Source organism: Novosphingobium aerophilum (assembly GCF_014230305.1).
GTDB classification, from domain to species: domain Bacteria; phylum Pseudomonadota; class Alphaproteobacteria; order Sphingomonadales; family Sphingomonadaceae; genus Novosphingobium; species Novosphingobium aerophilum.
The window spans coordinates 35246-50179 of the sequence record NZ_JACLAU010000005.1 but is presented as its reverse complement, the minus strand read 5'-3'; the positions used below and the strand labels follow the sequence as shown (position 1 = coordinate 50179).

11 protein-coding genes are annotated in these 14934 nt (G+C 68.1%); 4 read left to right on the top strand and 7 right to left on the bottom strand.

The annotated features are described in order from the left end of the window. Positions 1-55: 55 nt before the first annotated feature. The gene (locus H7F49_RS05485) at positions 56-2167 is read right to left on the bottom strand and encodes a bifunctional rhamnulose-1-phosphate aldolase/short-chain dehydrogenase (RefSeq protein ID WP_185682572.1); all 2112 of its coding nucleotides are present in this window, start codon (positions 2165-2167) and stop codon (positions 56-58) included. A 112-nt stretch (positions 2168-2279) separates the two neighbouring features. Between H7F49_RS05485 and H7F49_RS05480 the strand changes: the two genes are divergently transcribed. From H7F49_RS05480 to H7F49_RS05465, 4 genes are read left to right on the top strand one after another with little or no spacing between them, the layout of a single operon-like run. Next, a complete protein-coding gene (locus H7F49_RS05480) occupies positions 2280-3701 on the top strand; it encodes an FGGY-family carbohydrate kinase (protein ID WP_185682571.1) in 1422 nt (473 codons plus the stop codon). After that, on the top strand, positions 3698-4846 hold the full coding sequence (gene lldD, locus H7F49_RS05475; protein WP_185682570.1) for an FMN-dependent L-lactate dehydrogenase LldD: 1149 nt from the start codon (positions 3698-3700) through the stop codon (positions 4844-4846). The genes H7F49_RS05480 and lldD overlap by 4 nt, the downstream gene beginning before the upstream one ends. A 2-nt stretch (positions 4847-4848) precedes the next feature. Then, on the top strand, positions 4849-6114 hold the full coding sequence (locus H7F49_RS05470) for an MFS transporter (RefSeq protein ID WP_235981893.1): 1266 nt from the start codon (positions 4849-4851) through the stop codon (positions 6112-6114). 19 nt (positions 6115-6133) lie between these two features. Next, entirely contained in the window at positions 6134-6904 is a 771-nt protein-coding gene (locus tag H7F49_RS05465) for a DeoR/GlpR family DNA-binding transcription regulator (RefSeq protein ID WP_185682569.1), read from the top strand. A 3-nt stretch (positions 6905-6907) separates the two neighbouring features. Here the strand turns inward: H7F49_RS05465 and H7F49_RS05460 are convergent, their stop codons facing one another. The 6 genes from H7F49_RS05460 to H7F49_RS05435 all read right to left on the bottom strand — a co-directional run bounded on the left by H7F49_RS05460 (position 6908) and on the right by H7F49_RS05435 (position 14869). Further along, the gene (locus tag H7F49_RS05460; protein ID WP_185682568.1) at positions 6908-7873 is read right to left on the bottom strand and encodes a fumarylacetoacetate hydrolase family protein; all 966 of its coding nucleotides are present in this window, start codon (positions 7871-7873) and stop codon (positions 6908-6910) included. 4 nt (positions 7874-7877) lie between these two features. After that, the gene (locus H7F49_RS05455) at positions 7878-8657 is read right to left on the bottom strand and encodes a cyclase family protein (protein ID WP_185682567.1); all 780 of its coding nucleotides are present in this window, start codon (positions 8655-8657) and stop codon (positions 7878-7880) included. After that, the gene (locus H7F49_RS05450; RefSeq protein WP_235981891.1) at positions 8654-10066 is read right to left on the bottom strand and encodes an MFS transporter; all 1413 of its coding nucleotides are present in this window, start codon (positions 10064-10066) and stop codon (positions 8654-8656) included. The genes H7F49_RS05455 and H7F49_RS05450 overlap by 4 nt, the downstream gene beginning before the upstream one ends. Before the next feature lie 33 nt (positions 10067-10099). Next, complete coding sequence (locus H7F49_RS05445) at positions 10100-11785, bottom strand: GMC oxidoreductase (RefSeq protein ID WP_185682565.1); 1686 nt, start codon at positions 11783-11785, stop codon at positions 10100-10102. A gap of 17 nt (positions 11786-11802) precedes the next feature. Next, positions 11803-12426 (bottom strand): gluconate 2-dehydrogenase subunit 3 family protein, encoded by a 624-nt coding sequence (locus H7F49_RS05440; RefSeq protein ID WP_185682564.1) that lies wholly within the window; start codon positions 12424-12426, stop codon positions 11803-11805. A 73-nt stretch (positions 12427-12499) separates the two neighbouring features. Next, positions 12500-14869, bottom strand: a complete 2370-nt coding sequence (locus tag H7F49_RS05435) for a TonB-dependent receptor (protein ID WP_235981889.1) — start codon at positions 14867-14869, stop codon at positions 12500-12502. Positions 14870-14934: the final 65 nt, after the last annotated feature.

Sequence of the window (14934 nt, the reverse complement as noted above, 5' to 3'; positions counted from 1 at the left end):
GTGCGCGCGGGCTTCGACAGGCTCAGCCCGAGCGGAGGATGGTGCGATACTGCGATTATCGCGTGAAGGCCTGCACGTTGCCGGCATCCACGTTGATCATGTTGCCGGTCGACTTGGCCGACAGGTCCGAGCCCAGCCAGTAGGCGGCCTCGGCGATATCCTCGGGCAGGACGTCGCGCTTCAGCATCGAGCGGTTGCGGTAATGCGCCTCCAGCTCCTCGCCGGCATCGACCTTGTTCGAGGCCGCGCGCTCCTTGCGCCAGTCGCCATCCCAGATCTTGCTGCCCCTGATCACCGCGTCGGGGTTCACGATGTTGACGCGGATGCCCTCGGGCGCGCCCTCCAGCGCCAGGCAGCGCGCCAGATGGTTCGCCGCCGCCTTGGCCGAGGCATAGGCCGAAGCCCCGGCGGCGGCCGCCACGGCGTTCTTCGAGCCGATGAACACCACCGAGGCGCCACCCTGGTCCTTCATCCGCCTGAGCCGCGGCCAGGCGTGCTTGGCGGTGAGGAAGTAGCCCTGGGCGAGCACGTCGAAATTGCGGTCCCACAGCTCGACCGTGGTCTGCTCGATCGGCGCGGACGAGGCGATCCCGGCATTGGCGACCAGCACGTCGAGCCCGCCGAATTCGCGCGCGGCGAAGTCGAACGCGGCCTTGACCTGGGCCTCGTCGGTGACGTCGCAGGCGACGGCGCGGACCACGTCCTGGCCGAACTGCTTCGCGAAGCCGGTGCGCACGTCCTTGGCGGCGGCGGCATCCCGATCGGCCAGGACCACGCAGGCGCCCTCGCGCAGGAAGCGCGCCGCGGTGGCCGCGCCGATCCCGCCGGCCCCGCCGGTGACGAGCGCGATCCGCCCGACCATCGGCTTGGGCGCGGGCATGCGCTGCAGCTTGGCCTCCTCGAGCAGCCAGTACTCGATGTCGAAAGCCTCCTGCTCGTCGAGCGCGATGTAGTCGCCGATGGCTTCGGCGCCGCGCATCACGTTGATGGCATTGCCGTAGAACTCGCCGGCGAGCCGCGCGGTGGTCTTGTCGGTGGCGAAGGTGATCCGGCCCACGCCGGGCACCAGCACCACCACCGGGTTGGCATCGCGCATCGCGGGCGAGTTCGGCCGCTTGCAGCGCTCGTAATAGGCCGCATAGAGCGCCCGGTAATCGGCGATCTTTTCGGCCAGATAGGCGTCGTCCTGCAGCCGCGCCGGATCGAGCGTGAGCGGCGCGATCTTGGTGCGCAGGAAGTGGTCGGGGCACGAGGTGCCCAGCGCGGCGAGCCGTTCGAAATCGGCCGAGCCGACGAACTCCAGCGCTTCGGCATCGTCGGAGAAATGGCCGACCTTCCGCCGCGCCCCGGTCATCAGCCCGCGCAGGCGGGGCATCAGGTCGGCGGCGATCGCGGCGCGGTCCGGATGGGGCGCGACGGCCTGTCCGCCGAAAGCCGGGCGGGCCGCCAGCCGCGCGTTGAGATAGTCCGCGGCATCGGCGATCAGTCGCACGGTGTGTTCGTAACAGGCCCGGGCGCTGTCGGCCCAGCAGATGATCCCGTGCCCGGCGAGCATCACGCCTTCGACCCCCGGGTTCGCTGCGACATAGTCACGCAGCATCACCCCCAGCGTATAGCCCGGGCGCTTCCACGGCAGCCAGCCGATCCGCCCGCCCCAGATCGCGCGCGTGGCCGCTTCCCCGCCCGACGATGCGGCGAGCGCGATGATCGCGTCGGGGTGGACGTGGTCGACATGGGCGAAGGGCAGCAGCGAATGCAGCGGGGTATCGATGCTGGCGGCGCGGCTGTTCAGGTTGAACGTGCAATGCGGCAGGTAACCCACCATCTTGTCGTCATCTTCCGGCCCGGCATAGTGCTGCTCCAGCCCGAGCAGCTTGGCCTGGTACAGCGTGGCGAAGCCATCGAGCGTCATCGAGCCGATGTCCCCGCCCGAGCCCTTGACCCACAGCACCTCGACCGGTTCGCCGGTGAGCGGATCGGTCTCGGTCAGCTTGGCCGAGGTGTTCCCGCCGCCGAAATTGGTGACCGTCAGGTCCGAGCCGAGCAGGTTCGAGCGGTAGAGCAGCAGCTCCGCCGGAGTGAGCGTGGCGGCCACCGATTCGTCCCACCGGCTGGTCGGAACGGCAAAGGGCAGCGCGGCCGGGGAAATCGGGGTTTCGGCGTTCATGGCATTCTGTCCTGGCCCGTGGCGCGATGGTACGGCTGGGCCGGACTGATAATCTTTTTGCTGGAAATGATCAATCATGATCGATAATGATCATTTCCGAAAAGAGGGAGAGATGCGCTTGAACGCGGGCGCCACCATTGTCATCGATCTGGGCAAGACCCTCAGCAAGGTCAGCCTGTGGGATCGTGCCGGGGCGATGATCGATCGTCGGGTGCGGCCCAACCGGCTGGTGGCGACCGACGGGATCCGTCGGCTCGACCTGGACGGGATCGGTGCCTGGCTGGTCGAGACGCTGGGAGCCTTCGCCGATCATCCGGTGGAACGGATCATCCCGGTGGGCCACGGCGCCGGGATCGTCGCCCTGACCGGCGATACGGTGGCCTTCCCGCCGCTCGACTACGAACAGGTGATCCCGGCCGAGGTGCTGGTGGCATACCGGCGCGAGCGCGATCCCTTCGCGCTGACCGGTTCCCCCGCCCTGCCCGACGGGCTCAACATCGGCAGCCAGCTGTTCTGGCTGGAGCGGCTCTATCCTGAGGCCATGGCCGGGGCCACGCTGCTGCCCTGGGCGCAGTACTGGGCCTGGTTCCTGACCGGCCGCGCGGTCAGCGAGGTGACCAGCCTGGGCTGCCATTCCGACCTGTGGAGCCCTGCCGCGGGCGACTTTTCGCCCCTGGCCCGGCGACTGGGCTGGGCGGCGCGCTTTGCGCCGGTGGTCCGCGCCGGCGATCGGGTCGGGCCGCTGACGCCCGCGATCGCCGCCGCCACCGGCCTGTCTTCGCAGGTCGAGGTGCTGGCCGGGCTCCACGATTCCAACGCTGCGCTGCTCGCCGCCCGGGGTTTTCCCGAGATCGGCGCGGGCGAGGCGACCGTCCTGTCCACCGGCACCTGGTTCATCGGCATGCGCTCCCCGGCTGGACCATTCGACATGGCCGCCCTGCCCGAAGCGCGCGATTGCCTGGTCAATGTGGACGTTCATGGCAGGCCGGTGCCTTCGGCCCGGTTCATGGGCGGACGCGAGATCGAAACCCTGATCGAGCTCGATACCCGCCGGGTCGATATCAAGCCGGACCAGCCCGCCCTGCTCGCCGCCGTGCCCCGGGTGCTGGACGCGGGCGCCATGATCCTGCCAACCCTGGCGCGGGGTTGCGGGCCCTTCCCTGAGGCGCGCTTTGCCTTCCGCAACCGCCCCGACGACTGGATGGAGCGGCGCGCCGCCGCCTGCCTCTATGCCGCGCTGATGACAACCACTGCGCTGGACCTGATCGGCAGCCGGGACCGCATCCTGGTGGAGGGCCGCTTCGCCGAAGCCGAGGTCTTTGTCCGCGCCCTGGCCGCCCTGCGCCCGGATTGTGCAATCTACACCGCAAATGCCCACAACGATGTCTCGTTCGGAGCTTTGCGCCTGGTCGATCCATCGCTTACTCCCTCTGGCGATCTGGTCAGGGTCATCCCGCTCGCGCAGGATCTGGCCCCGTACCGGACCAACTGGCTTGCCGCGCTTGCGGCCGGACAAGAGGAGACCAGGGCGTGATCACCGCATCCGTGGCCGACTTTCGCGAGGCGGCCCGCCGTCGCCTGCCGCATTTCCTGTTCGAATATATCGATGGCGGCTCCTATGCCGAAGCGACGCTGCGGCGGAACATCAGCGATCTGGCCGAGATCGCCCTGCGTCAAAGGGTGCTGCGCGACGTGTCCCAGCTCGACATGTCGACCGAACTGTTCGGCCAGCGTCTGGCGATGCCGGTGGCCCTCGCGCCGATCGGCCTGGCGGGGCTGAACGCCCGGCGCGGCGAATGCCAGGCGGTGCGCGCCGCGGAGCGGGCGGGCGTGCCCTTCACCCTCTCTACGGTCGGCGCCTGTTCGCTGAGCGAGGTCACCCGGGCCGCATCCCGGCCCTTCTGGTTCCAGCTCTACATGGTGCGCGACCGCGGCTTCGTGCGGGACCTGCTCGCCCAGGCCGCCGCTGCGAATTGCGCGGCGCTGGTCTTCACGGTCGACATGCCGGTCCCGGGCGCGCGCTATCGCGACTACCACAGCCGGCTCGCCGGTTCTCCGGGGCTGGGTGGCCAGGTGCGCCGGGTCGCGCAGGTCCTGCGGCGACCCGGCTGGGCCTGGGACGTGGCGCTCAACGGCCGCCCGATGACGCTCGGCAATGTCGCCCCGGTGCTCAAGGGCAAGAGCGGAGTGGAGGACTTCTTCGCCTGGATGCGCGACAACTTCGATCCCTCGATCCACTGGCGCGATCTCGACTTCATTCGCGCCGAGTGGAAAGGCCCGCTGATCATCAAGGGCATTCTCGACCCCGAGGACGCGAAGCAGGCCGCTGAGCTCGGGGCCGACGGGATCGTGGTGTCGAACCACGGTGGCCGCCAGCTCGACGGGGTGCTGTCCAGCGCGCGCGCCCTCCCCCCGATCGCCGATGCCGTGGGGGATCGGCTGACCGTGCTGGCCGATGGCGGGGTCCGCTCGGGGCTGGACGTCGCCCGCCTGATCGCGCTGGGGGCCAAGGGCGTGCTGCTCGGCCGCGCCTGGGCCTGGGCCCTCGCCGCCGGAGGCGAGGCCGGCGTCACGCGGATGCTCGACATCATCGCCGCCGAACTGCGCATCGCCATGGCGCTGACGGGCACCACGCGGGTCGACGAGATCGACCGCTCCATCCTGGCCATGAAAGACTGACAATGGGTTCCGCCGTCCACGCCGAAACGATGTCCTCGCGCGATCACTGGCGCAACACGGTGCTGGCTGGCCTCGCCAACTACATCGATGCCGGATCGATCGTCTCGGGCTCGGTCGCGCTGGCGCTGTGGAAGGAGCAGTACCACCTGTCCGACAGCTTCATCGGGCTGATCGGCGCCTTTTCCGCCAATGCCATCTCGGCCGGGGTCGGCGCCCTGATCGGCGGACGCCTGTGCGACCTGTTCGGGCGCAAGCGGATCTACCAGTTCGACATGCTGTTCTACGCCTTCGGCATGATGTTCCTGATCTTCGCCGCGGCCCCCTGGATGATCATCACCGGCTTCCTGCTGGTCGGGCTGGCAGTGGGCGCGGACATTCCGGCCAGCTGGTCGCTGATCGCCGAGCAGGCCCCCGACGACGCGCGCGGGGCTCATTCCGGGGTGGCGCAGATCCTCTGGTATCTCGGCCCCGTCGCGGTCCTGGTCGCGGGCTATTTCCTCAAGCCCTTCGGAATCGACGGGGTGCGCTGGCTGTTCATCCACCTGGCCGTCCTGGCCTTGGCCCTGACCTTCCTGCGCAGCCGCATGAAGGAAAGCGAGCGGTGGGAGGAAACCGTGGCCGAGACCGGCGGAAAGGTCCCCGGCTGGGCCGACGTGCTGACCGGCCGGCACATCGCCGCGGTGCTCTACCTGGTCGTCATGTACGGCATGTGGAACCTGTGGGCGGGCTACAACGGGTTCTTCACGCCCTACCTGATCGAACAGAACCACTTGCCCGAATGGGCCGCCACGGTCGTGCCCGCAGGCTATTTCTTCATCGGCATGCTCTCGATCTGGTTCATTTTCATGAAGCTGTCGGACCGGGTCAACCAGCGCCGGCTGTTCGCGATCTCGGCCGTGCTCCACGTCATCGGCATGGCCCTGCTGGCCCTGCTGGGCTTCACCCTGCCGGTGGTGATCGTCCACATCGTGATCATGGGTGTCGCGGGCGGGTTCGGCGCGCAAAGCTTTTTCCAACTGTGGAGCGCCGAGCTGTTCCCCACCGCGATCCGCTCGACCGCGCAGGGGCTGGCCTTCGCCATCGTCCGCATCGGCCTGGGCGTCTGGAGCCTGGCCGTGCCTTCGCTGGCGGCCAACAACTTCACCGAACTGGCCTGGATCCTCACCGGCTTCCTGGTGATCAGCGGCGTGGTCGGCGTGATCTGGGCGCCGCGCAACGAAGGCAAGTCGCTGGAACAGCTCACCGCCGAGCGCGCCGGCACGGCCTGAACCAGGGCAGGACGGGATCATGCACGCCGCAGAGCGGGAACGCAGGATCGCCGAGGCGCTGAGCGCCACCGGTTTCGTCAGCTATCGTGAGCTGGAACGGCTGCTCGATGCCTCCCCGGCCACGATCCGGCGCGACCTCACCCGGCTGGAGGAGGAGGGGCGCATCGTCAGGGTCCATGGCGGCGCCAAGCTGCCGCAGGCGGGCGAACCGTCGCTGCGGCTGGGCGGGACGCCGTTCGACCAGTCGATCACCCAGAACCTGGCTGCCAAGCGGGCGATCGGCCGGGCGGCGGCGGCTCTGGTTGTCCCCGGCGAGGGGATCATGATCGATGGCGGCACCACCACGCTGCAGATGTGTCCGCATCTGGCCGGGCTGGGCTGTCAGGTGCTGACCAATTCGCTGCACATCGTCAACGCGCTGCTGTCGCAGGACAGCACGCGGATCCTGGTGCCATCGGGCACGCTGTTTCGCGAACAGAACATCATCCTGGCCGCGGCGGGAGAGGAATCGATGCCGCGCTTCCACGCCCCCAAACTGTTCATGGGAGCGGCCGCGCTGGGCCCGCAGGGGGCGATGCAGGCCGACGTGGTGCTGGTCGCGGCCGAGCGCCGTCTGATCGACCGGGCCGAGGAGGTGATCCTGCTGATCGACAGCAGCAAGTTCCGGTCCCAGTCCGGCACGATCGTCTGCGCGCTGGACGAGATCGACACGATCGTCACCGACGCCCTGCCCGCCGACATGGCCCCGGTGCTGGCCGCCGCAGGGGTGCGGGTGGTGCTGGCGGGCTGACCGTCAGGCCTGGACCACGCGCTGGTCGATGGTCCCGAACGGGGTGCTCCCGTCACTCGCCCTACCCTCGATCCGCACCCGGTCCCCGAAGGCCATGAAGGCGGTGCGGGGATTGCCCTCGGCGATGATCTCGATCGCGCGGCGTTCGGAAATGCAGGCCGATCCGCGTTCGGCATATTCGCGGTTGGACACCGTGCCCGATCCGATGATCGTCCCGGCCACCAGATCGCGCGTGCGCGCCGCATGGGCGACCAGCTCGGGGAAGGAAAAGGCCATCTGATCGCCGTTGACCAGGCCAAAGCGGGCGCCGTTCCATTCGACCAGCAGGTCGCAGCAGACCCGCCCGTCGCGCCAGTCCCCGCCCAGCTCGTCGGGCGTAACGGCAAAGGGCGCGACCGAGCAGGCCGGCTTGGCCTGGACCCAGCCGAACCCGGTCTTCATCTCGATCGGCGCGATCGCGCGCAGCGACCAGTCGTTGATCTGGACGATCAGGCGGATATGCTGCGCAGCATCGGCCACGCTGGTGCCCATCGGCACGGCATCGACGATCACGCCGAATTCGCCTTCGAAATCGATCCCCAGCGCGGAATCGGGCACGGGCACATCGTCGCTGGGACCCAGGAAGCGGTCGGACAGGCCCTGGTACATCAGCGGCCGTTCGCGATCGATCGGATCGAGCCCGAAGGCGATCTGCATCAATTCGCCGTGCGTGGCGAAGGCCGATCCATCGAGCCACTGCCACGATCGCGGCAGCGGCGCGCGCAGGGTGGCGGGATCAAGTGGATCGCCCTGCCCGGCCTGGATCAGCTCGGCGCGGGCCTGCAGCATCGGCACCAGCGCCTCCCACCGCTCCAGCGCGGCGAGCAGGTTGGGGGCGATGTCGGCGGCGGACAGGCAGCTTGTGGCATCGCCGGAGACGACGATCAATTCCCCGTCCGGGGTGCCGTTGGCGCGGGTGGCGAGACGCATTGGTTCAATCCTCGAAAATGGCGACGGCGCGGGTCCACCCGGCCGAGGCGCCCTTGATCTTGTGCGGGAAGCAACTGACCGTGAAGCCGTGCGGCGGCAGCACTTCCAGGTTGTGCAGCTTTTCCAGGTGGCAGTAGCCGATATCGCGACCGGCCTTGTGCCCTTCCCAGATCAGCGAGGTATCGCCGGTTTCCTTCACCTTTTGCGCGGTGTGGACAAAGGGCGCATCCCATGACCAGGCATCGGTCCCGGTCACGCGCACACCCCGGCTGGTCAGGTACATCGTCGCCTCATAGCCCATCCCGCAGCCGCGGCTGACATAGTCGGGATCGCCCAGCGCCTTGCCTGCGGCGGTGTTGACCAGGACGATCTCGAGCGGCTTCAGCTCGTGGCCGATCCGCTTGAGCTCGGCCTCTACGTCGGCGGCGGTGACGACATAGCCGTCCGGCAGAGCAGTGAAGTCCAGCTTCACCCCCGGCTGGAAGCACCATTCCAGCGGGATCTCGTCGATGGTCAGTGACGGCTGCCCGCCGTCCTGCGTCGGGTGGAAGTGCCACGGCGCGTCCAGGTGGGTGCCGCTGTGCGTGGTCAGACGGACCCATTCCGCCGCTGCGAAGCCTTCGCCGCCCGGCAGGTCCTCGGCCTGGAGCCCGGGGAAGAAATGCTGCATCTCGTCCACCGTCTCGCGGTGGGTCTGGTAGGTGATCTCGGGCCGCAGGAACGGCGGGTCACTCACCACATCGTTGCACAGCATGATCGACAGATCGACAAAGCGGCGGGTCATGGCGCGGCAGGCTCCGGGTTGGTGGCGGGATGGAAGATGGTGCTTGGCAGGCGGGTGGCGAGCGTCGCGCACCACGCCAGAATTGCGGCCAGGAGCCAAGCACAAAACAGCGAGGGGCGCAGGCCGATCGCCGTCGCCCAGCCGAAGTAGGCGCTGCCGATCAGCGCCACGCCCAGCCCGCTGCCGAGCTGCTGGCAGGTCTTGACCAGACCCGACGCTGCGCCGGCATGGGCGCGGTCCATGTGCGAGAAGGTGATCGGGCCGATGCTGCCAATCGTCATGCCCATGCCGCTGCCCGCCGTCACCATCGCCGGGACCACGCTGACCAGCGGCCAGCCCAGGCCGATCGCGGCCAGCACCAGCAGGCAGGACACGGCCATCACCAGCGCGCCGATCAACGGCAGGGTGCGCCCCATCCGGGGCAACAGCCGGCGGCTCATGAAGCCGATCCCGAACATCGCTCCCAGGCCAAAGGGCATGTGCAGCAGGCCCGCCATCAGCGGCGACTGGCCCCGCTCGGCCTGAAGCGCGAAGGCGAAGACGAAGAGGAAGCCGGCATTGGCGGCGGCGAAGGCCACCGACATGGCCAGGCCGAGGCGGAAGGTGGGGATCGCCAGGATCGCCGGATCGAACAGCGCGGGGCGGCCTTCCGCGGTGCGCCGAGTCACATGCCGCCAGCCCAACCAGCCAAGCGGCAGGGCCGCGAGGGTCAGCCACAACTGGTCGCCGTGGCCCCGGCCTTCTCCCTCGCCCCCGATGAGCGGCCAGATCAGCGCGCCGACCGCCGCCCCGAACCACAGCGTCCCCGCCAGATCATAGCCGCCGGGCAGATGCGACCGCGAACTCGGCAGGAAGCGCAGGGCCGCCAGGATGGTCACCACGCCCACCGGCACATTGATCAGGAACAGGAGCCGCCAGCCGAGCCCGAAGACATCCGCGTCGATCAGGATCCCGCCCAGGATCGGCCCCGCGATCGCGGCCAGTCCGCCGACCACGCCGAACAGGGCCATCCTGGCAACCCGCTCCAGCGGATCGAACAGGACCTGCAGCAGGGCCATCGACTGCGGCGCCATCAGCGCCCCCGTGGCGCCCTGCAGCAGCCGCGCCGCGACCAGTTGGGCCCCGTCCTGCGCCAGCCCGCAGGCGGCCGAGGCCAGGGTGAACCCGGCCACGCCCCAGACCATCATGCGCCGATAGCCCAGGCTGTCGCCCAGGCGCCCGCCGGCCATCAGCAGCAGCGCGAAGCTGATCGAATAGCCCGCGACGATCCACTGGGCGTGGACGGAATCGGCCCCGATGCCGGTCTTGATCGCCGGCAGCGCGATGTTGACGATCGTCATGTCGACGATTTCCAGCACCAGCGCCACGACCAGCACCAGCACCGCCAGGGTCTTCTGGCGGGGGGTCATCGCCTCGGACTCCATCACGATCCGCGCATCATGTCAGATCCGGCCTTCGCGCAGCATCGACACCGCCGCCGCACAGGCCCGCGCGGTGAGCGCCATGTAAGTGAGCGAGGGGTTCTGGCAGGCGGATGAGCTCATCTGGGCGCCGTCGGTGACGAACAGGTTGGCGACGTCGTGGGCCTGGCTCCACCGGTTGAGCACCGAACTGGCCGGATCGTGCCCCATCCGGGCCCCGCCCATCTCGTGGATCGCCGTGCCGCCGGCGCCCGGGCGGTCGAACCCCATGATCACCGTCCCGCCCGCGGCGGTCAACATCTCGGCCGCATCGGCCTTGGCCTGGGCGAGCGCGGCATGCTCCTCGGCCCCGAAAGCGAAATCGATCTTCAGCAGGGGCAGGCCGTTGGCATCGGTGCGGCGGCGATCGAGCGTCAGGCGGTTGGTGGCGCGCGGCACGCAGTCGGCAAAGCCGACCAGGACCATCTTCCACATGCCGGGATGGCGCAGCTTGTCCTTGTAGTCCGCGCCGATCCCGGCCTCGCGCTTGCCCGCGGTCCAGGTGCTCTGCAACGCGCCGCCCTGGAACGAAAAGCCCCGGGTATGGCCCACGCCGTCCATGGTTTCGAGATTGCGGTAGCGCGCGATGATCGCGCCGGTCGGGCGGTTGCCGAAGGTGGTGTGGCCTTCGAACCCCGGCATCAGGGCCATGGCCGACAGCGTGTTGGCATGGTCCATGATGTGCGTGCCGAGCACGCCGCTGGAATTGGCGAGCCCGTTGGGCATGGCTGCGCTCACCGAGTTGAGCAGGATATGGACCGAATTGAACGCGCCCGCGTTGAGAAACACGATGCGCGACCGGGCGACCTGGCGCTGCCGGGTCTTCGTTTCGATCCAGCGCACCCCGGAGACCCGGCGGGTGGCGGGATCATAGTCGAGCGCCTCGACCACGGCATCGGTGATCACCGTCAGGCGCCCGGTCTTCATGGCCGCCGGCAACGTGCTCGACTGGGTCGAGAAATAGGCGCCATAGGAACAGCCGCGCGCGCAGATCGAGCGGTTCTGGCAGGCCCCGCGCCCCTCGTCGGGCTTGGCCTGGGTGAGGTTGGCGGTGCGCCCGATGGTCAGGCAACGCTCGGGCCATTTGGCTCGGATCGCCTCGCGCGTGTGCCGCTCCACCACATTGAGCGCCATGCCCGGCTGAAAGCGCCCATCGGGCAGTTGGGCCAGACCCTCGGCCTGCCCCGATACGCCGATGAAGTCCTCGACCTTGTCGTACCAGGGGGCGAGATCGGCGTAGCGGATCGGCCAGTCGGTGCCATGGCCGTCGCGCTGGTTGGCCTCGAAATCGTAGTCCGACCAGCGGTAGGACTGGCGCCCCCAGGTCAGCGAGCGCCCGCCGAGCTGATAGGAACGGAACCACGTGAAATCGGTATCGGCCCCCGTGCTGTAGGGGTTCTGGGCATCGTTGACGAAGTGACCCTGCGTGAATTCGGTGAAGTGGCGGTTGAGCATCTGCACCGGGTACTCCCGGCGGTAGAGCGCGGCATCGCCCTGGCCGCGGAACGGCAGCTCCCAGGGCGCCTTCGTCTCGGTGGCATAGTCCTGCTGGTGCCGGATCTCGCGCCCACGCTCGATCATCAGGACCTTGAGCCCCGCCTCGGTCAGTTCCTTGGCGGCCCAGCCTCCGGTGATTCCGGAGCCGACCACGATCGCGTCGAAGTCCATCGGCAAGCGTTCCGTTATCAGCCGAAGTCCACCGCGGTCCAGTCGCTCGAAAAGGCGACGGTCTGCGGGGTGGCGGGAAGATCGGGGTCATAGCGGCCCGGCACCAGTTCGTAGCGCAGCTCGCGCGATCCGCCGATCTCGGTGGTGTAATAGCCGGTCAGGATCAGGCCCTTGATCGTGCGCCACGGATTGTCGCCCGCACCCTCGGCAAAGGCTTCGGCATCCAGCGCGGCGAGGAGTTCCGCCCGCCTGGGGGGGGCAGCGGCCATGAAGCGTCCGCCCCCGCGCCGATCGAGTTCGGCGGCCAGCCAGGCGGCATGGCGCAACGATCCGTCGGGACGCAGATGGGGCAACAGATCGGGGGTGATCGCACCGGGCGGCCGGCGCGAGGCATCAAGTCCGTGCGCCAGGGCCAACAGGACGAAGTCGCCCGCTCCCACATCGCCGGCTCCCGGCGTTGCGGTCCGCGGGATGACCAGCTGGCTCACCTCGCGCAGCAACGCCCGATCCGCCGGACCGGGCCGATCCTCGGCCGGAACAGCCGACCATTCCACCGCGGCCAGCGGCAAACCGAAGGCCAGGGCCACCAGACTTGCCGCACCGAGCACGTCGCGGCGGTTCCAGCCTGTCGCATCGGTCATCGCCCAGCGGTACTCCAGAAGGCGTAAGCACGGCAGGGCGGACCAGCCTGGCCCGCCCTGCCCGATCGTCAGATCAGAAGTCGGCGCTCAACCGCACGCCGTAAGTGCGCGGCGTGCCGAACTGCCAGTTGAACACGTCGTCCACCGGACCGGCCGAGATGAAGCTGCCGTAGGTGAGCGGACGGTTGTTCTCGAGGTTCTTGACGAAGCCCTGGATCGAGAACCGCTTGTTCTCCGGCCGGTATTCAAGGTTCAGCTCGGTGTTGGTGAAGGCCTTCTGCTGCCCGTCACGGTAGTTGTAGAAGTCCGTGAAGTACGAGCTCTTGAAGGTCGTGTTGACGCGACCGGTCAGGCTCCCCGCAGCGCCCAGATCGATGGTGTGATCCAGCCCGGCGGTGATGATCCACTCGGGCGAGAAGCCCGGGCGGTTGCCCGCGAAGTTGGGCTGCTGGACACCCGCAGTGTTCGGATCGAGGTCACCCACGCCGTTGATGTCCGGCCCGGTTCCCGGGACGGCATAGACGTTGAACTGGGCCTTCAGGTCCTTGTACTGGGCGTTCAGGTAATTGACCGAGGCATGGAAGCCGGTGTTGTCGTCCAGCTTCAGGTCAGTCGTCGCCTCGATGCCCCAGATCTTGGCCTTGCCTGCGTTGAAGGTCTGGCCACCCAGCCGCGTGTCAAGCAGCACGGACACCTGCAGGTCCTTGTAGTCGTAGTAGAACCCGGTGAGGTTGAAGACGTGCTGGCCGTACTCGCCGAAGTTCTTCTTCAGGCCGGCTTCGTACGCCGTGTTGGTCTCGGGCTTGTAGTCGCCGACCGAGTCGAACCCGCCGCCCTTGAAGCCGGTCGAAACCTTGCCATAGATCAGCGTGTCGGCATCGGGCTTGTAGTTCAAGCCGGCGAGCCAGGTGACCCGGTCTTCACTGCTGTCGAGATTGAGCGTCGAGCCGAAGCGCAGCGCCGAGAAGTTCTGGCGCTGGATCGGGCCGTTGAACAGCAGCGGATCCGGCGGACCGGCGCCGAACGGGCTGGCATTGCGATAGATGCCGGTGCGCTCGTTCTTGGTGTAGCGCAGCCCGCCGACCGCGGTCAGCTTGTCGGTGAAGGCATATTCGACCTGGCCGAACAGCGACTTGCTGTTGCTGTTCACATAGCGGCCGAAGTACGACAGTTGGACCACGTTCGGACCGAAGGTCGTAACGAAGGCGCTCTCGTTGTTGACCGATTCCTGGAAGTAGAACCCGCCGAACTGATAGGTCAGCGCGCCCGCCGTGCCGTTGAGCCGCAGCTCGTGGCTCTGGGTGTTGGTTTCGCGGTTCCAACTGAACGAGCGATAGGTGTAGGGCAAGGTCAGGAAGGTGCCCGGATCGCCCTTGAAGTTGCGATAACCGCCCGTGTAGGTCAGCGTGGCGCTGTCGCCCAGTTCGTAGGCCAGCCGACCGCGGATCGCCCAGGTCTCCTGACCCAGCTTACCCAGCCCGAAGTTCGGCGGAAGATAGGTCGAACGGTCGATCTTCGACAGCAGGTTGGTGTTGTTGGGCACGCACAGCACCTGCGGATAGGCGGGTGCGACGCGGGTGAAGCCGTTGTTGCAAGCCCCGCCGGTCGGACCATTGCCGGCCACGTTAAGGTCCGCCGCGGCGAAGGCCTGCGGAGTGAAGTCTCGGCGCGCGAATTCCGCTGAAACGTTCGCGGTCAGGCGCTCACCGGGGGTCAGCTTGAGCGAGATGCGCCCGCCGTAGGACTTGTTGTCATCCGACTTGCCGCCGGCGAAGGCCGGGTAGTTGAATCCGCCGCCGTTGAACGCCGGACGCGCGGGGTGGCTCACGTAACCGTCATGCGAGTCGTAGAAGCCCGCGACACGAACGGCAGCCACATCGCCCAGCGGCAGATCCACGCCGCCATCGAGGCGCACGGCATTGTAGTTGCCATAGCTGGCGGATGCGTTGGCGCCCAGGGTGTTGCCGGCCTTGCGAGTGATGAAGTTGATCGCGCCGCCGGTCGAGTTGCGGCCATAAAGCGTGCCCTGCGGCCCGCGCAGCACTTCGACGCGTTCCATGTCGAACAGCGCGACGCTCATCGCGTCGGGGCGGTTCATGTACTCGCCATCGATGTTCACGACGACCGAGGTGTCCTGGGATTCGTCATTGGTGGCGGTGCCGACGCCACGAACCGAAATCTTGACCGTGCCCTGGTCCTGGTTGAGCTGGACCACCGGCGCGATCTTGTCGATGTCGTTCAGGCCACCGAAGCCGGTCTTCTTGAGCGCTTCGGCGTTGACCACGTCGATCGCGATCGGCACGTCCTGCACATTCTGGCTGCGGTTCTGCGCGGTCACGACGATTTCGTTTTCGTTGGCATCGTTACCAGACCCGGCCGCCCCCTGCGGCTGGGTCTGGGCGAACGCCGATGCCGCAACCGCCAGCGAGCAAACACCCGCCAACAGACCGATTCCTGTCCGTCGATATGCCATGTCAGTACCTCCCCTCGAACGCCCCTTTGGGGCGC

Bases quoted from the DNA above. Each gene is read 5' to 3' on its own strand.
- H7F49_RS05440 (WP_185682564.1), bottom strand. From the start codon at position 12,426: ATGACCGATGCGACAGGCTGGAACCGCCGCGACGTGCTCGGTGCGGCA.
- H7F49_RS05450 (WP_235981891.1), bottom strand. From the start codon at position 10,066: ATGACCCCCCGCCAGAAGACCCTGGCGGTGCTGGTGCTGGTCGTGGCG.
- H7F49_RS05485 (WP_185682572.1), bottom strand. From the start codon at position 2,167: ATGAACGCCGAAACCCCGATTTCCCCGGCCGCGCTGCCCTTTGCCGTT.
- H7F49_RS05455 (WP_185682567.1), bottom strand. From the start codon at position 8,657: ATGACCCGCCGCTTTGTCGATCTGTCGATCATGCTGTGCAACGATGTG.
- H7F49_RS05480 (WP_185682571.1), top strand. From the start codon at position 2,280: ATGCGCTTGAACGCGGGCGCCACCATTGTCATCGATCTGGGCAAGACC.
- H7F49_RS05460 (WP_185682568.1), bottom strand. From the start codon at position 7,873: ATGCGTCTCGCCACCCGCGCCAACGGCACCCCGGACGGGGAATTGATC.
- H7F49_RS05445 (WP_185682565.1), bottom strand. From the start codon at position 11,785: ATGGACTTCGACGCGATCGTGGTCGGCTCCGGAATCACCGGAGGCTGG.
- H7F49_RS05465 (WP_185682569.1), top strand. From the start codon at position 6,134: ATGCACGCCGCAGAGCGGGAACGCAGGATCGCCGAGGCGCTGAGCGCC.
- H7F49_RS05470 (WP_235981893.1), top strand. From the start codon at position 4,849: ATGGGTTCCGCCGTCCACGCCGAAACGATGTCCTCGCGCGATCACTGG.